22 protein-coding genes, 2 tRNA genes and 1 pseudogene are annotated in these 25,954 nt (G+C 56.3%); 14 read left to right on the plus strand and 11 right to left on the minus strand.

Going from position 1 to position 25,954, the window contains the following annotated elements; all coding sequences use genetic code 11:
* Window positions 1–91 precede the first annotated feature (91 nt).
* Window positions 92–892, minus strand: coding sequence for a ferritin-like domain-containing protein (locus AAC620_RS01525; protein WP_445322445.1), 801 nt, complete (start codon window positions 890–892; stop codon window positions 92–94).
* Between the two features lie 47 nt (window positions 893–939).
* A complete protein-coding gene (locus AAC620_RS01530; RefSeq protein WP_340242511.1) occupies window positions 940–1,404 on the minus strand; it encodes a peroxiredoxin in 465 nt (154 codons plus the stop codon).
* 238 nt (window positions 1,405–1,642) lie between these two features.
* On the opposite strand from AAC620_RS01530, the gene AAC620_RS01535 reads away from it, so the two are divergent.
* From AAC620_RS01535 to AAC620_RS01565, 7 genes are all read left to right on the plus strand, one after another.
* Window positions 1,643–4,954: a YhdP family protein gene (locus AAC620_RS01535; RefSeq protein WP_340242512.1), complete on the plus strand. Its 3,312-nt coding sequence runs from the start codon at window positions 1,643–1,645 to the stop codon at window positions 4,952–4,954.
* 44 nt (window positions 4,955–4,998) lie between these two features.
* A complete protein-coding gene (queA, locus tag AAC620_RS01540) occupies window positions 4,999–6,054 on the plus strand; it encodes a tRNA preQ1(34) S-adenosylmethionine ribosyltransferase-isomerase QueA (RefSeq protein WP_340242513.1) in 1,056 nt (351 codons plus the stop codon).
* A 56-nt stretch (window positions 6,055–6,110) separates the two neighbouring features.
* Complete coding sequence (locus tag AAC620_RS01545; RefSeq protein WP_317654993.1) at window positions 6,111–7,391, plus strand: MFS transporter; 1,281 nt, start codon at window positions 6,111–6,113, stop codon at window positions 7,389–7,391.
* Window positions 7,392–7,436: 45 nt separating this feature from the next.
* Entirely contained in the window at window positions 7,437–8,015 is a 579-nt protein-coding gene (locus tag AAC620_RS01550) for a DUF924 family protein (RefSeq protein ID WP_340242514.1), read from the plus strand.
* A 100-nt stretch (window positions 8,016–8,115) separates the two neighbouring features.
* Window positions 8,116–9,510 carry a dihydrolipoyl dehydrogenase gene (lpdA, locus tag AAC620_RS01555; RefSeq protein ID WP_340242515.1) on the plus strand — a complete coding sequence of 465 codons (1,395 nt, stop codon included), beginning with the start codon at window positions 8,116–8,118 and terminating at the stop codon, window positions 9,508–9,510.
* 192 nt (window positions 9,511–9,702) lie between these two features.
* A complete protein-coding gene (gene uvrA / locus AAC620_RS01560) occupies window positions 9,703–12,570 on the plus strand; it encodes an excinuclease ABC subunit UvrA (protein ID WP_317654989.1) in 2,868 nt (955 codons plus the stop codon).
* 89 nt (window positions 12,571–12,659) lie between these two features.
* Window positions 12,660–13,895 (plus strand): DVUA0089 family protein, encoded by a 1,236-nt coding sequence (locus tag AAC620_RS01565; RefSeq protein WP_340242516.1) that lies wholly within the window; start codon window positions 12,660–12,662, stop codon window positions 13,893–13,895.
* A 6-nt stretch (window positions 13,896–13,901) separates the two neighbouring features.
* On the opposite strand, the gene tpiA is transcribed toward AAC620_RS01565, so the two are convergent.
* Window positions 13,902–14,654, minus strand: coding sequence for a triose-phosphate isomerase (gene tpiA, locus AAC620_RS01570; RefSeq protein ID WP_340242517.1), 753 nt, complete (start codon window positions 14,652–14,654; stop codon window positions 13,902–13,904).
* Between the two features lie 80 nt (window positions 14,655–14,734).
* Between tpiA and AAC620_RS01575 the strand changes: the two genes are divergently transcribed.
* The gene (locus AAC620_RS01575; protein ID WP_340243571.1) at window positions 14,735–15,640 is read left to right on the plus strand and encodes an isopenicillin N synthase family dioxygenase; all 906 of its coding nucleotides are present in this window, start codon (window positions 14,735–14,737) and stop codon (window positions 15,638–15,640) included.
* Here the strand turns inward: AAC620_RS01575 and AAC620_RS01580 are convergent.
* The 6 genes and pseudogenes from AAC620_RS01580 to rimK form a co-directional block, all read right to left on the minus strand.
* A complete protein-coding gene (locus tag AAC620_RS01580; protein ID WP_340242518.1) occupies window positions 15,637–16,161 on the minus strand; it encodes a glycosyltransferase in 525 nt (174 codons plus the stop codon). The two genes, AAC620_RS01575 and AAC620_RS01580, sit on opposite strands and share 4 nt — an antisense overlap.
* A gap of 15 nt (window positions 16,162–16,176) precedes the next feature.
* The gene (locus tag AAC620_RS01585) at window positions 16,177–16,365 is read right to left on the minus strand and encodes a hypothetical protein (RefSeq protein WP_340242519.1); all 189 of its coding nucleotides are present in this window, start codon (window positions 16,363–16,365) and stop codon (window positions 16,177–16,179) included.
* A gap of 45 nt (window positions 16,366–16,410) precedes the next feature.
* Window positions 16,411–17,220, minus strand: coding sequence for an FkbM family methyltransferase (locus AAC620_RS01590; RefSeq protein ID WP_340242520.1), 810 nt, complete (start codon window positions 17,218–17,220; stop codon window positions 16,411–16,413).
* Window positions 17,221–17,302: 82 nt separating this feature from the next.
* Window positions 17,303–17,680, minus strand: coding sequence for a HesB/IscA family protein (locus tag AAC620_RS01595; protein WP_317654984.1), 378 nt, complete (start codon window positions 17,678–17,680; stop codon window positions 17,303–17,305).
* A 1-nt stretch (window position 17,681) separates the two neighbouring features.
* Window positions 17,682–18,059 (minus strand): SUF system Fe-S cluster assembly protein, encoded by a 378-nt coding sequence (locus AAC620_RS01600; protein WP_317654983.1) that lies wholly within the window; start codon window positions 18,057–18,059, stop codon window positions 17,682–17,684.
* Window positions 18,060–18,143: 84 nt separating this feature from the next.
* Window positions 18,144–19,527, minus strand: a pseudogene (gene rimK / locus AAC620_RS01605) (30S ribosomal protein S6--L-glutamate ligase).
* A gap of 93 nt (window positions 19,528–19,620) precedes the next feature.
* Between rimK and tgt the strand changes: the two are divergent.
* From tgt to AAC620_RS01635, 6 genes are all read left to right on the plus strand, one after another.
* The gene (gene tgt, locus AAC620_RS01610) at window positions 19,621–20,751 is read left to right on the plus strand and encodes a tRNA guanosine(34) transglycosylase Tgt (protein WP_340242521.1); all 1,131 of its coding nucleotides are present in this window, start codon (window positions 19,621–19,623) and stop codon (window positions 20,749–20,751) included.
* A gap of 257 nt (window positions 20,752–21,008) precedes the next feature.
* On the plus strand, window positions 21,009–23,417 hold the full coding sequence (gene lon / locus AAC620_RS01615) for an endopeptidase La (RefSeq protein WP_340243573.1): 2,409 nt from the start codon (window positions 21,009–21,011) through the stop codon (window positions 23,415–23,417).
* A gap of 147 nt (window positions 23,418–23,564) precedes the next feature.
* Window positions 23,565–24,023, plus strand: a complete 459-nt coding sequence (locus tag AAC620_RS01620; RefSeq protein WP_340242522.1) for an HU family DNA-binding protein — start codon at window positions 23,565–23,567, stop codon at window positions 24,021–24,023.
* Between the two features lie 48 nt (window positions 24,024–24,071).
* Window positions 24,072–24,146: transfer RNA gene (locus AAC620_RS01625), tRNA-Val, on the plus strand.
* A 58-nt stretch (window positions 24,147–24,204) separates the two neighbouring features.
* Window positions 24,205–24,810 (plus strand): histidine phosphatase family protein, encoded by a 606-nt coding sequence (locus AAC620_RS01630; RefSeq protein ID WP_340242523.1) that lies wholly within the window; start codon window positions 24,205–24,207, stop codon window positions 24,808–24,810.
* 91 nt (window positions 24,811–24,901) lie between these two features.
* Window positions 24,902–24,977, plus strand: a tRNA-Val gene (locus tag AAC620_RS01635).
* Between the two features lie 51 nt (window positions 24,978–25,028).
* Here the strand turns inward: AAC620_RS01635 and AAC620_RS01640 are convergent.
* Both AAC620_RS01640 and AAC620_RS01645 read right to left on the minus strand, forming a co-directional pair.
* Window positions 25,029–25,370, minus strand: coding sequence for a hypothetical protein (locus AAC620_RS01640; protein WP_340242524.1), 342 nt, complete (start codon window positions 25,368–25,370; stop codon window positions 25,029–25,031).
* 68 nt (window positions 25,371–25,438) lie between these two features.
* Window positions 25,439–25,915 carry a hypothetical protein gene (locus tag AAC620_RS01645; RefSeq protein WP_317654977.1) on the minus strand — a complete coding sequence of 159 codons (477 nt, stop codon included), beginning with the start codon at window positions 25,913–25,915 and terminating at the stop codon, window positions 25,439–25,441.
* Between the last annotated feature and the right edge of the window lie 39 nt (window positions 25,916–25,954).

Here is a 25,954-nt window from a genome sequence, read left to right on the forward strand (position 1 = left end):
TTGAGCGGGGCGGCTCAATATTTTTTGCGCCATTTAGACGGGAAATTGAGGTCATCCCCACAATTTGGGCGAGATTTCGCCGATAGATGGCCTAGCGTTCAGAGAGAGGCCAGTAAAAATCGGGTGGAAGGCCCGCTTCAGCGCGCTTTTCTTCGTTAAAGGGTGGCTTCAATGCGCCGTGGAAATAACGCTGCACCAGTTCATGAAACGCATCCTTTGGATCAAGGTTTTCGCGGCCACAGAGGAAATGAAACCATTTGCTGCCATAGGCCACGTGATGCACCTCTTCGGCATAGATCACGTTTAGCGCATCGACCGCAGCACTGGCCGCAGGGTCATTTTGCGGGCGTTTGAAAATCTCGATCATCGAGGGCGTGACATCAAGGCCGCGTGCCTCGAGAACCATTGGCACCACCGCCAAGCGGCCCATGAAATCGGTGGCCGTATCTTCGGCGGCGCGCCACATCCCCGCATGTGCGGCAAGCGCGCCATAATGACTGCCCATTTGTTCAAGGCAATCTGACAATAGATTGAAATGCTTGGATTCTTCATCGGCCGATTTGACCCAATCATCGTAGAATCCGATGGGCATGGGCGTCTCAGCAAAGCGGGGGATAATGTCCCAATGTAAATCCACCGCATTAAGTTCGATATGCGCCACCGCGTGCAAAATCGCGATCCGACCCTCGGCCGTGCCGGGTTTACGCTTTGGCACCTCGCGCGGATCAAGCAATGCGGGTTGTGCAGGGCGCGCGGGTTGATCGGGCGGTGTGGCGCGGCCAAGGGGTAGGGGCGTGCCTGCCTCCCGCGCCGCGAACCATTTTTTGGCACAAGCGCGCGAAAGCGCGCATTTCTCCTTGGCATTGGCGGTGGTCAAAACCGCCACCGCCATTTCGGCCAATGTCTCGGGTATTTGTAAATCACTCATGGGGCGGTGGATTAGCCCAAGGATTTCACCGCGTCCAGCACGGCATCAACATGGCCTGGCACCTTAACCTTGCGCCAAATCTGGGAAATTTTCCCATCGCCATCAATAAGATAGGTGCAGCGTTCGATGCCCATGTATTTTTTGCCATACATGGATTTTTCTACCCAAGCGCCATAGCGTTCGCAGACATCGCTGGTTTCATCCGAGGCAAGGATCACCCCAAGATCATATTTGGCGATGAATTTATCGTGCTTGGCCACGCTATCTTTGGAGACACCAATCACCACGGCGCCTGCTGCGGCAAAGGCGTCTGCCGCTTCGGTGAAGCCCTGCGCCTCTTTGGTGCAGCCTGATGTGTCATCTTTGGGATAGAAATAGAGAACCACTTTCTTGGGCTTTTGAGCCGATAGCGTCACTTCGCCACCGCCATTGCGGGGAAGGGTGAAATCTGGGGCAGGGCTGCCGATCTCAAGCATGGGCTTCATCCTTTGTTCATTCTTTTGCGCGGAAACTCGCCACATCGTGATCCAGTGCGGCGAATATTTGCGCGGGGCCAGTTGCAGGGTTTTGTTATGTGTGATTGCAAGCTAGGGGATTTACAGCAAAGATAAAGGGCGGCATCCGAAATCGCCCCTCTCTTTGTTCCGCGCCCGACCCGTAAACAGCCCCGTGACCAACCTCGTGACCAGACAGATTATAGATTGACCGCTTCCCGTGACCTCCAAAGAAAACGCCGAGTCCGAACTTAAACCACAGCCTGCCAAATCGCGCAGAGGGCGGTGGGTCTTGGCTGTGGTTTTGGGCCTGTTTGTGACCATTTCAGCGGTGCTTGGTGGGTTTTACCTGCGACTGTCTCAGGGCCCCGTTTCGCTGCCGACCGCATGGCAGGCGCGTATTATTGCGCAAATGCAAGCGGGTATGGTGCGCGATGAGTTAAGCATTGCAGATATGTCCATTGCCCTTGATGAGACGGGGCGCCAAGCCCTGTTGGTCATCACCGATGTCACGGTGCACGATGAAACTGGCCTGCGTGCGGCGTTTCCGCAGCTTGGCTTTGCCTTTGATGCAGGCGCCTTGCTGATGGGGCAAATATCCCCCATCCGCGCCGAAATGCGGGGTGCCAGTCTCTTGCTTGAACGGGATGCAACAGGCGGTATCGATTTGGCTTTCACAACCAATCAAGACGCTGCGCGCGCCGATTTGGCCCAAACCATGGCCGCCTTTGACAGAATGTTTGCCGATCCGCGTTTTGCCAATTTTCAAGAGGCCATTGGCCGCGAGATTACGATTTCTCTGCGCGATGCCACCACAGGACGGGCCTTATCTATTGAAAACGGGCAAATGCGTCTGGCCCGTCAGGGCCAAGATTTGGTTTTGGCGGTGACCGCAGGTCTAGAGGCCCATGCGGAGGGGGCGGCAGATCAGGCGGGGCGTCTTTCCTTTGTGGCGACCCGCACCGATGCCGCGCGTGAGACTGAATTGCGCCTGCAATTTCAAGGGATACCTGCAAATAACCTTTCTGTTGCATCGCCTGCCTTGCGGTGGCTTGATCTGATCTCTGCGCCATTGTCGGGCAGTCTCAGCACCAAATTGCGCGATGCCGAAGGCGTTGGTGATCTTGAAGCCCGCCTTGATTTGGGGCCAGGGGAATTGGCCCTTGAGGGCGCAGAGCGCCCCCTAAGCTTTAGCGAGATCTCAGCGCGATTTCGGTATGAGGCCGCCACAGGGCGCGCGGCGCTGGATGAGCTGTTGGTTGATGCGCGCGACCTAGATTTTACCGCAACGGGTGATGCGCTGATTTCGCCCGATGGCACGCAAATTGACGCCACGCTTGATCTTAATGATCTATTGGTAAACCCCAATGCGATGTTCGAGGCGCCCTTGCTGTTCTCGCAGGGGCGGTCTGAGTTTCGGATCAGTTTGGGGGAGGAGCCGCGCCTCGATCTTGATCGTGTTTTGATCCGCACAGATGCGTTTGAGTTGACCCTTTCAGGCTATGGGGTGGCGCGCTCTGATGGCACGGAATTGGCGATTGATGGGAGTATTGCGCAAATGGTGCTTCGCGATGCCCTGATTTATTGGCCAAATGAGTTTGTCTCTAAAACGCGTGACTGGATTGATCGCAATCTGCACGAAGGGCAGGCGCAGAACCTTATGCTGAGCCTGCGTAAGTCCCCGCAAGATGCCCGTGCGCAGGCGGCCTTGGGGTTTGATTTTACCGCGCTCGCGCTTAGCCCCATTCGCGATATGCCGCCTTTGCGGGATCTGCAGGGCCAACTGCGTCTAGAGGGCGCGCGGCTGACCATTGTGGCGCAAGATGGTCTGATGCGCGCGCCAACGGGCCAAGATATCGTGATGCATCAAGGCAGGTTTACTGTGCCCAATGTGGCAATGCGCGGCCCTGCTGCCACGCTTGATTTGGATGTGTCTGGAGAAATCCCTGATCTTTTGACCCTATTCGCAGGGCCGCCCCTAAACCTATTTCCCGAAGACGGGCGCCTTGACCCTGCCACGTTGGCCACAGGGCAAGCAGAGTTGTCGGGTCAGATCGGTCTGAATTTGGTGCAACGCCAACCCATTGGTGAGATGAGCCTCGATATCACGGGGCGTCTGATAGATGTGCGCTCAGACACACTGGTTCCCAATCGCGATCTGCGTGCAGAGGCGCTTGATTTGGCGATTACCTCCGAGGCAGGCGTAATGATTTCTGGCGCTGCCACAATGTTAGGTCAGCCCCTCACGGGGCGTTGGGTTCGGCCTGATCTTAACCGTGATGCCCCGCAATCTTATGTCGAAGGGCAGGCGCGTTTGACCCCTGAAACCCTTGCGGCCTTTGGTGTCATTTTGCCTGATGGCATGGTGCAGGGCGATGCAGCACTGGATTTGCGGCTTGATCTTGCAGGGCGCGGTGCAGCCCCAGAATTGCGTCTCACATCACCGCTTGAGGGCGTTGCGCTGTCCCTTACCGCGCTCGGGTGGACGAAACCCGCAGAGGCAGCGGGGGATTTAGACGTCACCCTGATCCTTGGGCCTGACCCAAGCCTGCGCGCATTCCGCCTATCAGGGGCTGGCCTATCTGCACAGGGTTCGGGGGAACTCGGCCCCGAAGGCCGTCTTGAGCTGTTGCGCATAGAAGGCTTTACCATTGATGACTGGCTAGATGTGACAGGCATGCTGACGCCGCGTGGCGAGGGTCTGGCACCTGCACTTGGGATTGCTTCGGGGCGGTTGGATTTGCGGGGCCTGCCGCAGGGCGGCGCACAGGCGCAAACGGCACGCGCCCCCCTGTCTGTCAATTTGGACGAACTGCGCATTGGCGCCACGATTGCCCTCAGCGATCTGCGCGCGGATCTCAGTTCTGGCGGTGGCGGGTTGGCAGGGGCGTTTCGCGGCAATCTTAACGGCGCCGTTCCGCTAGAGGGCGCGATTGCCCCGCTTGAGGGCGGGGGCATCGATATTCGCCTTCAGGCTGATGATGGCGGGGCCGTCATGCGCAGCGCGGGCATCATGCGCAACCTCTATGGTGGCGCGCTGACACTGCAATTGCAGGGCGCGACTGGCGCGCGCAGCTATGAGGGCCAGTTACAAATCACCAACCCCAGACTGCGCGATGCGCCCGTTATGGCCGAATTGCTCAACGCCGTCTCCGTGATTGGATTGATTGAACAACTGTCGGGGGACGGGATTAATATGGGCGAGGTAAATGCGCGCTTCACGCTCGATCCGTCAAAGATCACGGTGCATCAAGGCACCGCCATTGGCCCGTCTTTGGGGATCAGTATGGATGGGGTCTATTATACATCTGCGCGGAATTTGGACTTTCGCGGTGTACTGACGCCGATTTATGCGCTCAACGGCGTTGTCGGGCGGCTGTTTGCACGGCGCGATGAGGGGTTGTTTGGATTTAATTTTACTCTGAACGGCCCGCCCGATACGCCGCAGGTGCGGGTCAATCCGCTCTCCATACTTGTGCCAGGCATTCTGCGCGACTTGATGCGTCCGCAGCTTGATACAAATTCCCAATAATCCGCCCGTTTTTTTTGCGATGGCCCGTTTCTGTCAGGTTTACGATGCGTCTTGATGATTTCGATTTTCACCTTCCCGAAACCCTTATTGCGACCCGTCCGGCAAAGCCGCGCTCTTCGGCGCGGCTGCTATATGCGCAAGGCGGGCAGATCACCGATGCGATTGTGCGCGATCTGCCGCAATTCTTGCGCAAGGGGGATCGGTTGATCCTGAATGACACCCGCGTCATTCCCGCCCGTCTGCGTGGCCAAAGGTGGCGCGACAGCGCACAAGGCCGCGTGAGCGCAAAGATTGAGGTGACCCTTCTGGAGCCACAGGCCGATGGCACATGGTCGGCCCTTGCCAAGCCGATGCGGAAACTGGCCTTGGGCGAGGTGGTGGAGTTCACCCCCGATTTTCATGCTGAGGTGGCAAGCCTTGAGGAGGGGCTGCACCTGCGCTTTAACCTTGGAGGGGATGATTTTGATGCGGCGTTGAACGCCGCAGGCGCGATGCCCCTGCCGCCCTATATTGAGGCCAAGCGCCCCTCCGATGCCCAAGATCGGGAAGATTACCAAACCATTTGGGCCAAGCGCCAAGGGGCGGTGGCCGCCCCAACCGCTAGCCTGCATTTTGATGAGGGGCTGATGGCAGATTTGCGCGCCCATGGGGTGACGTTCAGCTTTGTCACCTTGCACGTTGGTGCAGGCACGTTTCTGCCCGTGACGGTGGAAGATGTCACCACCCATAAAATGCATGCCGAATGGGGCGAGGTTTCGCAAAGCGCGGCGGATGAAATCAACGCCACCCGCGCCGCAGGCGGGCGGATTATCCCCGTGGGCACAACAGCATTGCGTTTGATTGAAACTGCGGCAAGCGAAACTGGCGAGATGCGCCCCTTTGAGGGGGATACCGATATTTTCATCTACCCCGGGTATCGCTTTAAAATCACCGATGGGTTGATGACCAATTTCCACTTGCCCAAATCGACCCTGATGATGTTGGTGTCGGCCCTGATGGGGGCAGATCAAATTCGCACGATCTATGACCATGCAATCACGCAGAACTATCGTTTTTTCTCCTACGGGGATGCTTCGCTATTAATCGGGTCGCAGACGTGACAGGATAGGGCGTGAACGCGGCATTAGTTTGGTGCCGTGCAGCGTAAGGATCGCGCATGTTATTGGTGTTGCGAAATTCATGGGCCTTGCTTTTGGGTATCATGCTTCTGATGGTCGGGAATGGCCTTCAGGGCACGCTTTTGGGTGTGCGCGGCGAAATTGAGGGTTTTTCAACCTTTGAGATGTCCGTGGTGATGTCTGCCTATTTTGCGGGGTTCCTGATCGGCTCGCGTATGGGGTCAGAAATGATCCGCCGCGTGGGACATATCCGCACCTTTGCTGCGCTGGGCTCGGTCATATCGGCGGTGCTGATCCTCTATCCTGTGCTGACGGATCCTATTGCATGGACAGTGTTGCGCCTGATTATTGGGGCCTGTTTTGCCGCCGTCTATGTCACGGCGGAATCTTGGCTGAACAATGCCGCAACCAATGAAACCCGTGGTCAGACCCTATCGGTCTATCTGGTGGTGCAGATGGTCGGCATTGTTGCCGCGCAAATGCTGCTGAACCTTGGGGATCCGTCCGACTATTTCCTCTTTGTGGTGCTGTCGGTTCTGGTTTCACTAAGTTTCGCGCCGATTTTGCTGTCGGTTACCCCAACGCCGGCATTTGAAACCGCCAAGCCGATGAGCCTGATGGAGGTTTTGAAAATCTCGCCCCTGGGTGTGATTGGCACATTCCTTATGGGCGGTGTTTATTCGGCCATGTTCGGCATGGCTGCCGTTTTCGCCACGCAGGCAGGGCTGCCAATTGCGCAATTGTCCATTTTTGTATCGGCCTTTTACGTGGGCGGCTTGGTTCTGCAATTCCCCATCGGATGGATTTCTGATCGGATGGATCGCCGTTTGTTGATCATGATCTTGGCGGCTATTTGTGGCGCAGCGGGCCTGTTGGGTGCGCTCAGTTCTGGCATCTTTTCGATCTTGGTGATTTCGGCCTTCTTCATAGGTGGCATGGCCAACCCGCTTTATGCGTTGTTGATTGCCTATGTGAACGACTTTCTTGAGGTTGAGCAAATGCCCGCCGCAGGGGGGCGTCTGTTGTTTGTGAACGGGGTCGGGGCGATTTTCGGCCCGATTGTCGTGGGCGGCATGATGCAGGCCATTGGCCCTTTGGGGTATTTCTATTTCATCGGCGGCTTGGTCACGGTTTTGGCGCTTTATGCGGCCTATCGTATGACGGTGCGCCCCGCACCCACAGTGGAAGATACGGGCAGCTATGCGCCTGTTTTGCCCTCGGCCTCGCCCGTTGTGGTGGGCTTGGCGCAAGAGGTTTTCGCGGATGCGGCCTCCGATGATGGCGATGACGCGCAAGGAACGCTTCCTCCTGCCGCGTGATCGTGGCAGTCTCTCTTTGACAATGGTCTAAAGGGGCAAGATCGGATGACAGACCCACTGGCGCAAGAAATCATAGAGTTCTGGATCGGGGCAGGGCCCGGGGAGTGGTATCGCCGCGATGATGATTTTGACGCTGAAATTCGCGCCCGTTTTGGCGCGGCATGGCAGAGGGCGGCAGCAGGCGCGATGGATCATTGGATCAATGCCGCCCCGACCGCCTTGGCGCTGATGATCCTGCTGGATCAATTCCCGCGCAATATGTTTCGCGCCGACCCGCGGGCCTTTGCCACCGATGCAAAGGTTTTGGGATTGGCCAAGGACGCGCTAGAAATGGGCCATGATCTGAGAATCCCAGAGCCTGAACGTCAGTTTTTCTACCTGCCCTTCATGCATTCCGAGGATTTGGCAGATCAAACCCGCGCGATTGAGTTGATCGAAACGCGGATGCCGCAGACGGGGCAGGGCAATGTGATCCATGCCCGCGCCCATGCTGAAATTATCCGCCGATTTGGCCGTTTTCCCTATCGAAACGCGGATTTGGGGCGGGATATGACCGCAGAAGAACAGGCGTTTCTAGACGCGGGCGGTTATGGTTCTGTGCTGCGCAGTCTGCAGGAATCTTAGATAGATTGCAGCGCGATCAGAGATGGTTTAGAGATAGTTTAACGTTGAACAATTCCGAATCCCGCCGCCCCTGCGTGGCCCGAATTGCAGGAGAACTGCCATGTCCAACCAAGATTTCGATGTAATCGTCATCGGTGCAGGCCCCGGGGGCTATGTGGCCGCGATCCGCGCCAGCCAATTGGGGCTGAAAGTTGCGATTGTCGAGCGGGAACATATGGGCGGGATTTGTCTCAATTGGGGCTGTATCCCAACCAAGGCCATGCTGCGCTCGTCCGAAGTTTTCCACCTGATGCACCGCGCTAAGGAATTCGGTCTGTCTGCGGATGGGATTTCCTATGATTTGGATGCGGTCGTGAAACGCTCGCGCAATGTGGCCAAACAGCTGAATTCGGGCGTGGGCCATCTGATGAAAAAGAACAAGGTCACAGTCGTGATGGGCGCGGCCACAATTCCCGCGAAAGGCAAGGTCGAGGTGAAGGCGGAGGATGGCGTGAAAACCCTGACTGCCAAACATATCATTCTGGCCACAGGCGCCCGCGCCCGCGAACTGCCGGGCCTAGAGGCGGATGGCAAGCGCGTATGGGCCTATAAATCGGCGCTGACCCCCCCGCATATGCCTAAGAAATTGCTTGTCATTGGGTCGGGCGCGATTGGGATTGAGTTCGCAAGTTTCTATAACACGCTGGGCGCTGAGACGACAGTTGTCGAAGTGATGGATCGCATCCTGCCCGTGGAAGATGCTGAGATTTCCGCCTTTGCCAAAAAGGCCTTTGAAAAGCAGGGGATGAAAATTCTGCAAAAGGCCGTGGTCAAGAAACTGGATCGTGCGGCTGATAAGGTCACAGCGCATATCGAAATGGGCGGCAAGGTTGAGACGCAAGAATTCGACACAGTCATTTCTGCCGTTGGTATTGTCGGCAATGTCGAGGGCCTGGGCCTAGAGGCGCTTGGGGTCAAAATTGACCGCACCCATGTTGTGACGGATGAATATTGCCGCACGGGCGTGGACGGGCTTTACGCGATTGGCGATGTTGCAGGCGCGCCGTGGCTTGCACATAAGGCCAGCCATGAAGGCGTGATGGTCGCCGAGATGATTGCAGGGCGCAAGGTTCACGCTGTGAAACCTGAAAGCATTGCAGGCTGCACCTATTGCCACCCGCAAATCGCCTCGGTCGGTTTGACCGAAGAAAAGGCAAAAGCCGCAGGCTATGCCGTAAAAGTGGGCCGCTTCCCCTTTATTGGCAATGGCAAGGCCATCGCCTTGGGCGAGCCTGAAGGGCTGATCAAAACTGTGTTTGATGCCAAAACGGGCGAGCTTTTGGGCGCGCATATGGTGGGCGCGGAAGTGACCGAACTGATCCAAGGCTATGTGGTGGGGCGCAAGCTGGAAACCACTGAAGAAGACCTGATGGAGACCGTTTTCCCGCATCCAACCTTATCAGAGATGATGCATGAGGCGGTTCTTGATGCCTATGGGCGGGCGATCCATATCTAGAGGGCGCGCGTCTCAGGTGTCTGGCTTATGGGGGCAGGGGCAACCTTGCCCCTTTTGCCGTTCTAGCGCCATGCTTGACAGGTTTGCGCGTTTCGGTTTTGTTCTCGCCATCCTGACCCTTGCTTTGTGGCACTGGCGCAGGCACAGGATCGCCCTAGCTTGTGGCGCATCAATATAGGATCGGGCGGTCAGATGGCGGAATTAAAGAAAATCGAAGTGCGCGGCGCACGCGAGCATAATTTGAAGAATATCGATGTCGATATTCCCCGCGACCAACTGACAGTGATCACGGGCCTATCGGGATCAGGGAAATCGTCACTGGCCTTTGACACGATCTATGCCGAAGGGCAGCGCCGCTATGTTGAAAGCCTCAGCGCCTATGCGCGGCAATTCCTTGACATGATGCAAAAGCCCGACATGGATCACATCTCGGGGCTGTCGCCCGCGATTTCCATTGAACAGAAAACCACTTCGAAAAACCCGCGCTCGACCGTGGGAACCGTGACCGAAATTTACGACTATATGCGCTTGTTGTTTGCGCGCGTGGGCACGCCCTATAGCCCCGCAACAGGTCTGCCCATTGAGGCCCAGCAGGTTCAGGACATGGTCGACCGCATTATGGGCATGGAGGAGGGAACCCGCGCCTATCTCTTGGCCCCGATTGTGCGCGACCGCAAAGGCGAATATCGCAAAGAAATGCTGGAGCTGCGCAAGCAGGGGTTTCAAAGGGTCAAGGTAGATGGGGCGTTTTACGAATTAGAAACCCCGCCAAGCTTGGACAAGAAATTTCGCCACGATATTGACGTTGTGGTGGATCGCATTGTGGTGCGTGCAGGCAGTGAAACGCGTCTGGCCGATAGTTTACGCACGGCGCTTGATTTGGCTGATGGGATTGCCATTCTGGAGACTGCACCAAAGGACGGCGATCCCGAGCGGATTACGTTTTCCGAGAATTTCGCCTGTCCTGTTTCGGGCTTTACCATTCCTGAAATTGAGCCGCGTTTGTTCTCTTTCAACGCGCCCTTTGGGGCGTGCCCATCTTGTGATGGGTTGGGGCATGAGCTGTTTTTTGATGAACGGCTGATGGTGCCCGATGTCACGCTTAGCCTTGCCGATGGGGCCATTGCACCATGGCGCAAGGGGAAATCACCCTATTTCCTGCAAACCATCGAAGCGATCGCCCGTCACTACGGCTTTGATCCTAAGGCGCAGTGGAAAGACCTGCCTCAGGCGGTGCAAGATGTGTTCTTGCGCGGCTCCGGCGAAGAAGAAATCGCCTTTCGGTATGACGAGGGCGGGCGGGTATATCAGGTTTCCCGCGTGTTTGAGGGGGTGATCCCCAATATGGAACGCCGCTATCGCGAAACCGATAGCGCGTGGATTCGCGAAGAATTTGAACGCTATCAGAACAATCGCCCCTGTGGTGCTTGTGGGGGGCACCGCCTGCGGGCTGAGGCATTAGCGGTGAAAATCGGCGGCCTCCATGTGGGCGAGGTGGTGCAAATGTCCATCCGTCAGGCCTATGATTGGATCGACACTGTGCCAGCGGCCTTGAGTGCGCAAAAAAATGAAATCGCCCGCGCGATCCTGAAAGAGATCCGCGAACGCCTCGGGTTTTTGAACAATGTGGGGTTGGATTACCTGACGCTGTCACGCAATGCAGGCACCTTGTCAGGTGGTGAAAGCCAACGCATCCGTTTGGCCAGCCAGATCGGCTCGGGCCTCACGGGGGTGCTTTATGTTCTTGATGAACCCTCAATTGGTTTGCATCAGCGCGACAATTCCCGCCTTCTGGATACACTGAAAAACCTGCGCGATCAGGGCAATACCGTCATCGTGGTTGAACATGACGAAGAAGCCATTCGCGAGGCGGATTACGTTCTAGATATCGGCCCCGGTGCAGGGGTGCATGGCGGCCAAGTTGTGGCCTCTGGCACGCCGCGTGAGATCATGGAAAACCCGGCCTCAATCACGGGGCAATATCTGTCGGGCAGCCGCGAGATTGCTGTGCCCCAAGAGCGGCGCAAGGGCAAAAAGGGCGGCAAGTCCGTCACCGTGGTCAATGCGACAGGCAACAACCTGCAGGGGGTGACAGTGGATTTCCCGCTTGGGAAATTTGTCTGCGTCACGGGTGTTTCGGGGGGGGGCAAATCCACCCTGACGATTGAAACCCTGTTCAAAACAGCCTCAGCGCGGCTGAATGGGGCGCGCCAGACACCTGCGCCTTGTGAGACGATCAAAGGGCTAGAGCATCTCGATAAGGTGATCGATATTGACCAACGCCCGATTGGGCGCACGCCCCGCTCGAACCCTGCGACCTATACAGGCGCCTTCACCCCAATCCGCGATTGGTTCGCAGGCCTGCCCGAAGCCAAGGCGCGCGGCTACAAGCCTGGGCGCTTCAGCTTTAACGTCAAAGGCGGGCGCTGCGAGGCCTGCCAAGGCGATGGGGTGATCAAGATTGAGATGCATTTCTTGCCCGATGTTTATGTGGAATGTGAAACCTGCAAAGGAAAGCGCTATAACCGCGAAACCCTTGAGGTGACGTTCAAAGGCAAAAGCATTGCCGATGTATTGGACATGACTGTCGAAGACGCGCAGGAGTTTTTCAAAGCGGTGCCATCCATTCGCGAGAAGATGGACGCGCTGATGCGCGTGGGTCTCGGCTATATCAAGGTGGGCCAGCAAGCGACCACCTTGTCGGGTGGCGAGGCGCAGCGTGTGAAACTGTCCAAGGAATTGAGCAAACGCGCCACGGGCCGCACCCTCTATATTCTGGATGAACCCACCACGGGCCTGCATTTCGAAGATGTGCGCAAATTGTTGGAAGTGCTGCATGAATTAGTTGATCAGGGCAACTCAGTCGTAGTGATTGAGCATAATCTTGATGTGATCAAAACCGCCGATTGGCTGATCGACATTGGCCCCGAAGGCGGTGATGGCGGGGGGCAGGTCGTGGCGACTGGCACGCCCGAGGATGTCGCGGGCGTTGCCGCATCGCATACAGGGCGCTATTTGGCCCCGATGCTGCCAGCGGCCCGTGTTACGGCTGCGCAATAGATTTGCCCCTTCACGCAAATTTTTCCCCGTTCGGTGCTGATTGCGTCTAAGCTTGGCGTGACGGATGAAGCATGAATAGGGGTTAACCAATGTCGGCACGTATGTCTTTTGCCTTGTCACTGGGGCTGTTTGCGGCAAGCAGCCCTGCCTTTGCGCAGGATTTTTGTGGGGGAATGGGGGCCATGGGTCTTTGGGCCAATGGCACCGAGGCCGCCTCTGACCTCAGCCAATCAAGCACGGCCTTTGATCTGACGGGTCTTGGCCTGTCTGCGGGCAATCAGGCGGTCGGGCTGTTCACATTATCGCAATCTGCAAATCTGCGCGTTGAGGCGGTGGGGCAGGGTGGGGTTGATCCCGTTTTAGACCTCTATGACGAAACGGGCCGTTTGATCTTGAATGATGACGATAGCGGCGGAAACCTTGCTGCGCGCGGTGAGATCAACTTGGCGGCGGGGCGCTATTGCGTTGCGGTGCGCGATTTTAGTGGAACCGCTGGCGCGGTTGACCTGCGTATTGGCCTCAGTGATCGCGATCCTGCGCTGACGATGGGTTTGGATGCAGGCACAGGCAGCTTTGCGGGGGTTACGCCCTGCACGGCGGATACGCCCGCCACGGTTTTGGGGGCGGGGGCCTTGAGCCAAGCTGAGCTGAGCGCAGGTATCAGTCAAACAGGCAGCGTGGCAAGCACACCCTATTATCGCTTTGGCCTTTCGGCCCCAACGGCGGTGACCATTCAAGCCGAAAACAGTGCGGCTGATCCCTATATGTATCTCTATGGGCCAGATGGGCGGCTCTTGGCGGAAAATGACGACCATATGGGTCTTGATAGCCAGATTGACATGGCTGACCCGTTGCCTGCAGGCAGCTATTGTATCGCGATGCGCGCCTTGTCGGATCAAAACGCGCCTGTGACAGTGACCTTGCGCGATTATGATCCAATGCGTGCCATGCAGCAGATGTATGAGGCGCTAGAGGCCAGCCCCCCCATCGGTGGCAGTTATCCTATCACGGATTTGGGGGCAATTTCGGGGCAGTTCGTGCGCGATGTCAGCGTGTCAGGCAAGGCGCAATGGTTCCTCGTGTCGATGCCAGAGGAAGGGCTTTTGCTGATTGATGCGGTTGGCATGGGCAATTCTGACCCAATTCTGGCCCTTTACGACCCTGTGGGCCGAGAGCTTGCCTATAATGACGATAGCGGGTCTGGATATGACAGCCAAATCGCGCAGCCTCTTGGCGGGGGCAGCTATTTGGTGGGCTTGCGGCAATATGATAACAGCGCAGGCATGGTGCGTCTGGTGATCCAGCGCTTTGTGGCGGCCAATTAAGCGCGTTCAGGCCGCGTCTGATGCGGCCAAGGCCGTGATGATGGGGCCAAAATCCTGCGCCTTGAGCGAGGCCCCCCCCACCAAAGCGCCATCGACATTTTCCAACGCGAAAATCTCGGCGGCATTGGTTGGCTTGACTGACCCGCCATAGAGCAGCGGCACGCTTTCTGCGGCATCCGCGCCGTAGCGCGCAGCCAGATTAGCGCGCATGGCATCATGGATTTCGGCAATATCACCCAGTTCAGGAACAAGCCCTGTGCCAATCGCCCAAATCGGTTCATAGGCTATCACAAACGCGCCTTCATCGGGGAGGGAGGCGTCAAGCTGTGCTTCAACAACCGCACGGGCCTGGCCCGCGCGCCGTTCTGCCTCGCTTTCACCTAAGCAGATAATGGGGGTCAGCCCAGCCGCCAGCGCCGCTTCTGCCTGCGCGCGCACTTGGGCGTTGGTTTCGCCGTGATCAGCGCGCCGCTCGGAATGGCCCACAATCACATAATCTGCCCCTGCATCCTTAAGCATGGGCGCGGAAATATCGCCCGTATGCGCCCCTGCCGTTGCGGTATGGCAATATTGCCCCCCAAGCGCGATGGCGCTGTCGCGGCACTGTGCGGCAAGGGCACCCAGCAAGGTCGCGGGCGGACAGATCAAAATATCGACTGGCTGCGGTGCAGGGAATGCCGCAATCAGGCTTTGCACTTCGGCCATATTCGCCAAAAGCCCGTTCATCTTCCAATTTCCTGCGGCAAGTTTCCTGCGCATCGCGCTCTCCTCTTTATCTTTGGTTTTATGGGTGGCAAGGATGCAGCCAAGGGTCAAGCCAATATGGGGTAAGAATCGTGATGATACCGCGAATTGATTTTCAGAAAATGATCGCAGGTGATGCCGAGACCCTTGAGACGATCGCCTATGGCGCGCGTGACGTTGGGTTTTTGACGCTTGAGAACACGCCGATTTCGGGCGAGGCTGTTCAAGAATTAATCGCGCTCTATCGCCGTTTTTTCAAAATGGATGACGCGGCCAAAGCGGCCGTGGATATGGCGCGCACAGGGGCCAATCGCGGGTGGGGTGCCTCCAAATCCGAACAGGTCGATCCCAAGGCAAACCCTGATTATAAACAAGTGTTCGACTGTGGCCTGCCAGTGCCCGATGGCGATCCAATGGCGCATTTGCCTGTTTATGCGCCAAATCTTTGGCCCGAAGCCCCTGAAGGTTTTCAAAAAACAGTCGAGCAGTATTTTGCGCAAGCGCGCGCTGTGTCCTTGGCCTTGCTTGCGGCGATTGCGCGGGCAATTGGCAAGGACGGGGATTATTTCGCCGATAAATTCGATCGCCCCATGGCGCTGTTGCGGGCAAATTTCTATCCGCCCCGTCCAGATTGGGCGGGTGAAAAGGATTTCGGCATCGCGGCCCATACCGATTATGGCTGCCTCACCCTTTTGGCCACGGATGGGCAGGCGGGCCTTGAGGTGGAGATGCGGGATGGGTCATGGCTGCCTGTCGCGGTTGAGCCAGGTGTCTTTGTCATCAATTTTGGCGAAATGCTCGAGATGTGGAGCGAGGGCGGGGTGAAGGCCACATTGCACCGCGTCACAGGCGGTGCGGAAGAGCGCATTTCCATCCCGCTGTTTTTCAATCCTAATTATGATGCCAATGTCGCACCCGCAGGATCAGATCAGGTGATCCGTGCAGGCGATCACCTCAGCCGCCGCTACGCAGAAACCTATCTACACATGAAAACCGCCTAAGCGGCCATCAGCGCGGCAAGGATTTCTGCGCGGCTTTCCTCAATCTCTTGCGGGGTTTTGGTGGTTGAGTAGCCGCTTGTTGTCGTGCCCCATAACTGTCTGCAAAACGGGTGCTCGGGGCCCTCATAGCGCCATCCGCGGAAATGTTCCGGCACGAACATATAGGCGGGATAGACATAAAGGCCGCGCGCCAAATCCCGATGCCGCTTGAAAAACTGCCGCAACCTAAAATTTCCTGATCCTTTCCATGGCTTTGGCAAAGTGGCTGGATCGGATTGTGACAGTTCCTCAATCAAAGCGGCCAGAATAGGATGACCCTTGGGGCTGCCCAGAATGGGGCAAAGCAGGCCCTTTTTGCGCGGCATACCATGGGTATCGCATACTTCATTTTCCACCTCACGGCAGGTGAACGGGCCTTGATGGTGAAGAAGGTCATGAACGGGGCGCAGGCATATGGAATCCGTTTCAGGAATGATCCCGCCAAATTCATAGAGAATTTCATAGCGCATCAAATCCGACACGCCCGCATATTCCCCTTACCGAAAATATTCAGTGATCTGCGCGTGGCATTTAAATTTGCGTCCCGTCAAAAACTGATTGTCATACAGTGTATAGTCCCAGTCAGGGTGCATATCGCGCCACGTTTTCATCCACTGAAGCGGTGGATCAAGCGGGCCAATCCAGATTTGCCCAAGCCGTTTGTCGACCGTTTGCGAAGCAGACATCAGAGGCCTTTCATCTCTCAGTGACCCGTTTTATCGCGTCATGGATTATTGGGGCGCGGCTGCGATTTTATTATCCTTGTGGTGAAACAGATAATCTGTGCGGCCAAACCGATAGGCCAGTTCATATCCGATTTCCTTCAAAGCCTCGGTCGCGGGGGCCACTTCGCCAAAGCGGGGGATCAATTCGATCCACATCGGAGGTTTGAATTTGTCCAAGGTTTTATGCGCCCCCGCAATCACTTCAAGGGCCATGCCTTCGACATCAATTTTGATAAAATCAATCGTCTTGAGTTTGGCTTTGGCGCAATAGGCATCCAGTGACTGCACCTCAAATGTTCCGCCGTCAGACAGTTCAAATCGGGTTGCACCGTAATTATTGGGATCAAACCGCGTGATTTGCATTTTCGCTGCCGCGCGTCCAAGGCCCATCAACTCAAAGCGCACACCGCTGAGATTGTTTTCTTGAACATTGCGTTCGAAAATACGCTGGCAGTGGGGTTGAGGATCAAAGGCGATGATCTTTGCGGCCTTCATCACTTTTGCAAAAAATAGGCTGTGATTTCCGATATTGCAGCCAATATCCAGAACCGTGCCACCCGCGGGGATCAGTTTGTCACGATACACACCCGTCAGATGGTTCATTTCAAAAAAGCTGCCTGTGGTCGCGATCAGGCCTTGGATCACATCTTGGGCCACATCAGGCAAATACATTCGGATCGTCTCGCCAAAGGCATTGAAGGTGAAAATGCCCTCTGCATCCAACAGCGCCTTCCGCCCCTGCGCCGCAATTTGCGCATTAAGCGAAATCAGGCTGTCGATTTTTTTCGACAGCGCCTCAAATTCTTCTGATTGCACGGATCAACCCCTTGTGCCCGTCCCAAGTTTAGCGGGTTCACTATAGGGGGCAGAAATCGCGCTTGGCAAGCGATGCGGTGCGTCAGCCCTCGCGTTCTGCGTTGAGTTCTGAGACATCCTTGAACTTGATCGATTCACCACAACCACAGGCATCGGCCACATTGGGGTTGTTGAATTTGAACCCTGCCTCAAGAAGCGAGGTTTGATAATCAATCTCTGTGCCAAAGAGGAACATTTGCGCCATGGGCGCAATCATCACGCGCGCGCCTTCGACCTCGACCACCTCGTCATGGGGGTCAATCTCCGCCGCGTAATCCATCGTATATTCCATGCCTGCGCAGCCGCCCTTTTTCACCCCGATGCGCAGCCCCTGATGCCCGTCTCGCGTCATCAGTTTCTTGATCTGCCCAATCGCAGCGGGGGTAAGGGTTACGGCCGCTTTTCCTGGAATGCCGAACATCTTACATGAACCCTAGCTCAAGACGGGCTTCATCGCTCATCATATCCATGCCCCATGGGGGTTCCCATGTCAGCTTGACATCGACCTGCTTGATCCCTTCGAGGGGCTCGATTGCGTCTGCCACCCATCCGGGCATCTCGCCCGCAACCGGACAGCCCGGTGCGGTTAGGGTCATGATTACCTCGACTGCATTCTCAGCATCGATATTGATCGTGTAGACCAAGCCCAGATCATAAATATTCACTGGAATTTCAGGGTCATAAACAGTGCGGCAGGCCTCGACCACCGTGTCGTAAAGCGGGTGGTCCGTGCTAGAGGGCGCAATCAAAGGCGCCCCTTCAAGCGTTTCTTGCGGCATCGGATCGGGAGTGCTGGTCATCTTGGGCCATATCCTTTGCGGGACGAATTCCTGACTAAACATATAAGGAAAGGGTGGGCCAAGGGCAAGGGTAAGTGACGCTCATCACCGCGGCGGGCGGCGTTTGATGGGGGCAGGGCGCACATGTTTTTCGATGGCGCTATAAAGATGGGCGGCGATGTTTTTGCCCGTGACCTCCTCGATGCCCTCAAAACCCGGCGAAGAGTTGACCTCAAGCACCTTAGGCCCGTCAGCGCCACGCAGCATATCGACCCCCGCAATCCCAAGGCCAAAGGCGCGCGCGGATCGAATGGCGGTTTCGCGTTCCTCGCGGGTGATGCGCACGCTGACCGCCGTGCCGCCACGATGCAAGTTCGAGCGGAAATCATCCGCCGCCCCCACACGTTTCATCGCAGCCACCACTTCCATCAATGACAAGGCAGCGAATATCCTCGCCTGCGGCCTCTTTGACAAAATTTTGTACAAGGAAATTCGCAGATAGGCCGCGAAAGGCATCGATCACCGATTGTGCGGCTTTCTTGGTTTCGGCTAAGACCACGCCTTTGCCTTGGCTCGATTCCAACAATTTCACGACCAATGGGGCATTTCCTACCAATGTGATAAGGTTGTTGGTGTCCTTTGGGCTTGCGGCAAAGGCCGTTTGGGGCATGCCAATGCGGTGGCGCGACAGAATTTGGTGGGCGTGCAGCTTGTCACGGCTTGCGTTGATGGCGGCGCTGCCATTCAGGCAATAGACGCCAAGCGTTTCAAATTGCCGTAAAATCGCCGCACCATAGGCCGTAATCGAAGGGCCGATGCGGGGAATAACCGCATCATATTTTGGCAATTCTTGCCCGTCATAATAAACCGCAGGCGTCATGGCATTTAGCGCCATGTAACAACGGGTTGTGTTGATCACTTCAACGACATGGCCGCGCGCCTCGCCCTCGGCCTGCAATTTTTGTGTGGTGTAGTTTTGTTCGCGGCTCAGAACGGCAATGCGCAGCGCGCGTTTGGGCGCGGTCTCTTTGACCGCAGCGGTGTGATAGACCTCGTAACTGCGTTGCGGCTGACAGAAACTTTCTGAGGGGGTGATGATCCAATCTGCCCCAATCGCCTGCCGCCCCAGAAGCATCCGATAGCTCATATTCGCGCGATCGGTCAGCGTGATTTCAATTTCTTGCCGCAACGGGCCGATTTCGAGCGGGCTGAGGATCACATAGCGCGCCTCGGTATCACCATTGGAACTGGTCACATCGCGGCGGTCATGGATGGTTGCAGAACAGGCAATCGCCAAATCGGGGCGGGCAGGAATTGGATTGATCAAAAACCGCACTTTCGGCTTAGTGGCAGGGCCAAAGAGTTCGATATCAAAGGCGTGCAGCGCGGAGGTGCGCGCGCCTGTATCCACCTTAGCCTTCAGTGCGGGCAGCCCCAATTGTGGCAAGCCAACCCATTCTTCCCAACCAAGTTTAAAGACTTGATCCATGCAATACCCCATCTGGTGAAATCATTCCCGGGCCTTGGCATTGGCGCAGAATCGCCTATGAACAGAGGCCCAATCTGAGCGAGGCTTTATCCCGTGCCCAAAGAGTTTGCATTTGAATTATTACACCAAGATGGCAAGGCGCGCCGTGGCGTGATTTCGACCCCACGGGGGCAAATCCGCACGCCCGCCTTCATGCCTGTAGGCACGGCTGCAACGGTCAAGGCAATGATGCCCGAAAGTGTTGCAGCCACAGGTGCGGATATTCTTTTGGGCAACACCTATCACCTCATGCTGCGTCCGACCGCTGAGCGGGTTGCGCGTTTCGGGGGGCTGCACAAATTCATGAATTGGCAGAAGCCTATCCTGACCGATAGCGGCGGGTTTCAAGTGATGAGCCTATCAGATCTGCGCAAGCTGACGGAGGAAGGGGTTGCCTTCCGCTCGCATGTGGATGGGTCAAAACATATGCTGACGCCCGAGCGTAGTATGGAAATTCAGGCGCTGCTGGGGTCGGATATTGTCATGTGTTTCGATGAATGCCCCGCTTTGCCTGCGGATCGAGATCGCATTGCAGCCTCGATGGAATTGTCCATGCGATGGGCTGCGCGCTCGAAAGCGGCGTTTGGCGAGAGGCCGGGCCATGCGCTTTTTGGGATCATGCAGGGCGGGCTAGAGCGCGATTTGCGGCAGGCAAGCGCTGAGGCGCTTTGTGATATTGGCTTTGACGGCTATGCGGTCGGTGGTCTCGCCGTTGGCGAGGGGCAGGCGGCCATGTTTGAGTGCCTCGATTACGCCCCTGATTTCTTGCCCCAAGATCGTCCCCGTTATCTGATGGGGGTGGGCAAGCCCGATGATATTGTGGGGGCTGTGGCGCGTGGGATTGATATGATGGATTGCGTGCTGCCTTCGCGCTCGGGGCGCACGGGGCAAGCATGGACGCGGCGGGGGCAGGTGAATATCAAAAATGCCCGCCACCAAGATGATCCGCGCCCCTTGGATGAAAATTGCACCTGTCCCGCATGTCGCAATTACTCGCGCGGCTATTTGCATCATGTGTTCCGCGCGGGCGAGATTATTTCTTCGATGCTGCTGACATGGCATAATTTGCATTACTACCAAGAACTTATGGAAGGGATGCGCGCGGCCATCGAGGCGGGGCAATTCGCCCAGTTTGAGGCGGGCTTCCACGCCGCCCGCGCAGAGGGCGATATCGAGCCGATCTAACCCTGATTTTCAGCTTGTCACTGCCCGCGCCCTAGTGCAGCATTGCATGAAATGCAGCCGCAAGACGCGTCAAGATTGGCAGGGGCGCAATATGGCACGCAGATTGAAGGCGCGGCCCTGATGCGTAAACCATAGATTAACTTCCCCGCTTGAAATGCGTCTCAAGGCTGCCCAAATGTAACTGCTCCATGAGGAGAGAGCCAAATGATTGCCAAGGATGGGATCGCGCGCTCTCTTGCCACGAAGAAAAGGAAGGCATGATGCCAGAAATTCACGAAACCTATCCAGTTCTGCCGCTGCGCGACATTGTCGTGTTTCCCCATATGATTGTGCCGCTCTTTGTGGGGCGCGAAAAATCGGTGCGCGCGCTGGAAGAGGTGATGCAGGATGATCGCCAGATCCTGCTGTCCAGTCAAATTGATCCCGCCATTGATGACCCTGAACCAGAAGGAATTTATTCGGTGGGTGTCTTGGCCTCGGTTCTGCAATTGCTGAAATTGCCCGATGGCACAGTCAAAGTATTGGTCGAAGGAAAATCCCGCGTCAAAATCAAGAAATTCACCAAAACGGACGAGTTTTTTGAGGCAGAGGCCGCGCCGCTTGAAGAAAAATTGGGTGATGAGGCGGCAACAACGGCCTTGTTGCGGTCGGTCGCAGACGAGTTTGAGCGCTATGCCAAGATCAAGAAAAACATCCCCGAAGATGCGCTGACCTCGGTTTCTGAAACCCAAGCGCCACAAAAACTGGCCGATCTGGTCGCGGGGCATCTCGGCGTTGATGTCGCGCAAAAGCAAGATTTGCTTGAAACGATTGACGTCTCCGAGCGCCTTGAAAAGGTCTATGGCCTGATGCAGGGCGAAATGTCCGTGCTGCAGGTTGAGAAAAAGATCAAAACCCGCGTGAAGTCGCAGATGGAGCGCACGCAGCGCGAATATTATCTGAACGAACAGATGAAGGCCATTCAGCGCGAGTTGGGAGATGGCGAAGACGGCGCCAATGAGGTGGCCGAGCTAGAAGAAAAAATCGCCGCAACCAAACTGTCAAAAGAGGCGCGCGACAAGGCCGATGCAGAGCTGAAAAAGCTAAAAAATATGTCGCCCATGTCCGCTGAGGCGACTGTGGTGCGCAATTATCTTGATTGGATCGTCTCGCTGCCTTGGGGCGTGAAAAGCCGTGTGAAAAAGAACCTCACCCGCGCCGAAGAGGTTTTGGATGCGGATCATTACGGGCTTGAGAAGGTCAAAGAGCGCATAGTCGAATATCTTGCGGTGCAGGCGCGTTCGGCCAAGGTGAAGGGGCCTATCCTTTGTCTTGTGGGCCCTCCGGGTGTTGGGAAAACCTCGCTTGGGAAATCGGTGGCGAAGGCCACGGGGCGCGAGTTTATTCGCATCAGTCTGGGCGGTGTGCGGGACGAATCCGAAATTCGGGGCCATCGCCGCACCTATATCGGGTCGATGCCTGGCAAGATCATTCAGGCGATGAAAAAGGCGAAAACCACCAATCCGCTGATCTTACTCGATGAGATCGACAAGATGGGTCAAGATTTCCGTGGGGATCCTGCCAGTGCGATGTTGGAGGTTCTCGACCCCGAACAGAACGCCACATTTGTGGATCACTATTTGGAGGTTGAATATGATCTCTCGAACGTGATGTTCCTGACCACGGCGAACAGCTATAATATGCCTGCGCCGCTGTTGGATCGCATGGAGATCATTTCGCTTTCGGGCTACACCGAAGATGAAAAGCTAGAAATTGCGACACGGCATCTGCTGCCTAAGCAGGTGAAAAACCACAATCTCAAGGCGCGGGAATTCGCGGTCGAGCCTGAGGCGCTGACCGATGTGATCCGCTATTATACCCGCGAGGCGGGCGTGCGGAACCTAGAGCGCGAAGTTGCGAAACTTGCCCGCAAGGCCCTGACCGCGATCCTCAAGGGTGGCGAGAAATCGGTGACAGTCACCCGTGAGCGCCTTGAAGAGATGCTCGGTGTGCGCCGCTATCGCTTTGGTCTGGCGGAATCGGATGATCAAATCGGTGTTGTCACAGGGCTGGCTTGGACAAGTGTGGGCGGTGATCTGCTGTCGATTGAGGCGCTGCGCCTGCCGGGTAAGGGGCGTATGAAAACCACGGGTAAGCTTGGCGATGTGATGAAGGAATCCATCGATGCGGCCAGTTCCTATGTGCGTTCTATCGCGCCCAAAATTGGCGTGCAGCCCCCGAAACTGGACGGATGGGATATCCATGTCCACGTTCCAGAAGGGGCGACTCCGAAAGATGGCCCCAGTGCAGGGATTGCGATGGTGACGTCTATCGTGTCAGTTCTGACCCAAACGCCCGTGCGCCGTGATATTGCTATGACGGGCGAGGTGACGCTGCGCGGCAATGTCTTGGCCATCGGTGGCCTTAAGGAGAAGTTGTTGGCCGCGTTGCGGGGTGGGATCAAAACAGTGCTGATCCCGCAGGAAAATGAAAAAGACCTGCCCGAAATCCCTGACAATGTGAAAGAGGGATTGGAAATTATCCCCGTGTCCCATGTCAGCGAGGTTCTCGCCAAGGCCTTGACCCGTCAGCCCGAACCGATTGATTGGGATGAGGAGGCAGAGGCCGCCGCCGCCGCACAGCGCGCGCTTGAGGCCACAAAAGACAGCAGCGCCACAACCCATTAACGTGGCGCATTCCGCGAAATTGCCCCCTTCATATTCGTGGCGGGGGTTTTCTTTTTCGGGTGCTGCAAAATCAAAAAATATATTTTTCATGTATAATATGTCCTGATACCATGCGGCTTTGATAGGATTGGCCAAATGGGGGCACACATGGCACCAAAATCACCAAAATCCACAACGGATAAGGCGGCAGCGAAACCAAAACCTGCGGTGGCCTCGGTCGCGGCGGTGATCGCGCCCAAATCAAAGGCGGCGGCAAAAGCAACAGCAAAACCGTCTGCCAAGCCTGCGCTCAAGGCCGTGACCGCCCCCAAATCTGACAGCAAACCCAAAGCGAAGATTGAGGCGCTGAAGCGCCGCGACCTGCTTGAGGCGGTTGCGATGCGGGTGGGTGTCAAACGCACGGATGCGCGCGAAGTCATGGATGCGGTTCTGGTCGAGATGGCCGAAGCCCTAGATCAAGGGCGCGACCTGATCCTGCCGCCATTTGGCAAGGTCATGTTGCGCAAAGATAAGGATGGTCAGGATGGGCGCCCGATGGTGGCGCGGATAAAACTGATCGAGGCTGACAAACGCGGTGCAAGCGCCGAGGAAACCGACCAAGACTAAACCCTTGCGCAGTGGGGCGCGGCTGACTAGAAGAACCCCGCGCAGAACGGGTGATTAGCTCAGTGGTAGAGCGCTTCGTTCACATCGAAGATGTCGGGGGTTCAAATCCCTCATCACCCACCATCTGGCCTATTGTTGAGGCGGGGCAGGTCTGTGACCCACGGGCGAGGTGATCTTTGTGATGCGGCGAAATTTTCCGATATATTTGCTGCGCCATGGGGAAACCGAATGGAATAACGAACATCGGTTTCAAGGTTGGCTCGACTCTGCGCTTACCCCCAATGGGGTTGCGCAGGCGCAGACGCAAGGTCGTTTGTTGCAGGAAATGATCACCCGTCAAGGCTATGACGCAGTGACCGATTTCCGAACCAGTCCGCTTGGGCGCGCGGCACGCAGCGCGCGGTTGATTGCGCGGGCCTATCCCGATTTGCCGACCCTCGTGCAAGACGCGCGTCTGCGCGAGATAAATATGGGGCAATGGCAGGGGCTTACGCGGGCCGAGGTGCAGGCGAATTGGCCTGTGCGCTTTGACACCGAGGCGCAGGTCTATCGTCATTCTCTCTTGACCCAAGGGGGCGAAACGCGCGCGGCCCTTGAGGCGCGTCTGCAGGATCTTGTGGCTGATTTGAAGGGGCCGAGCCTATTGGTCAGCCATGGTGTTGTGATCCAAACCTTGCGCGGCCTTTTGCGCGGGCTAGACCCTGACCAAACGGCATCTTTGGGCCATGCGCAGGGCGGGGTTTATGTGATTACCGCCAATGGGGGTGAGGTGAAGATTGGGTTTTGAGAAAACTTTGCGCCTTTGGCGCAAAATTCTTTGCAGATCGGGCTTGCATATCCCTGCATCATGCGGCTAATACGCCTTCACGCGTTGGCGAGGGTGATTAGCTCAGTTGGTAGAGCGCTTCGTTTACACCGAAGATGTCGGGAGTTCGAGTCTCTCATCACCCACCACGCGCTTCCCTCCCCAATCCTCAGTCTGATTGATGCAAAGGGCGCACGCGATCATTTCGCCGTGTAAAGCAGGGCCGTAATGCGGTCGCGGATATTGCCCGCGTCACCAGTATCCCCAATCCGATGCACATGGATGAAATACAGCTGATTGTTGTAACATTTCATGGTCACAAAAATATTGCCGTTGATTTGATACCACAAATATTCCGCGCCATCGCCACCCGAAAAATCGACCCAAGAAGCGACTTGGTTCACGGCGCGCTCAGAGGCGGTGACGCAGGCATAATTGCTGCTAAAGCTGCGTTCATCCACGGCAAAAGCCACCTCGTCTGCGCGGGCAATAGTGGCAAGGCCGCATAGGGCAAGAGCGGCAAGAATTGTTTTACGGGTCATTGGGCACTCATCATATTCATTGGTCATATGAATTGGCCGCACAAGCATCACTGTGCGGCCAAATTTGATCAGAAAGTTTCGATTTCCAAACGGGCGTTGCAATAGGCCCCATCATAGGTGCCAACCCAAATATCAATCGGCCCGTCTTGCGGGTTGGTTAGGATGATACGGGGGTCAAGATTTCCGTTATCGTCATCATCATAATACCAAGTTGCCGATGCGGTATTGATCAAAAGGGCCGCGTCACATTCGCTGACCACGCGAATATGCAACTCGTAAGCCGCCATGCCCGAGACGTTGAATCGGAAATCTGGTCGATCTGGGAAAAATCCCGGGCCGACATCTGTGGCAGGTCGGATATGGCTGCATTTCGAGAGCGAATAATCACCCCCAGCGACAATATTATAATAGCGTGGCGTGTAAAAATAGCTTCCGCTGCCGCTATATTGCTCTGCCGCTTGAAAGTTCCAATTTGGACACGCGTCCGCTGATGTGGTGAAGAATGACCCCGCGACAAGCGCGGCTGAAAGCAAGATTTTTCGCATTTTTTTGTCCCTTATTTTATTTATTTATTGGAATAAAAC

Origin of the sequence: Roseobacter sp. HKCCA2468 (genome assembly GCF_037805105.1) — a bacterium.
GTDB lineage: Bacteria > Pseudomonadota > Alphaproteobacteria > Rhodobacterales > Rhodobacteraceae > M30B80.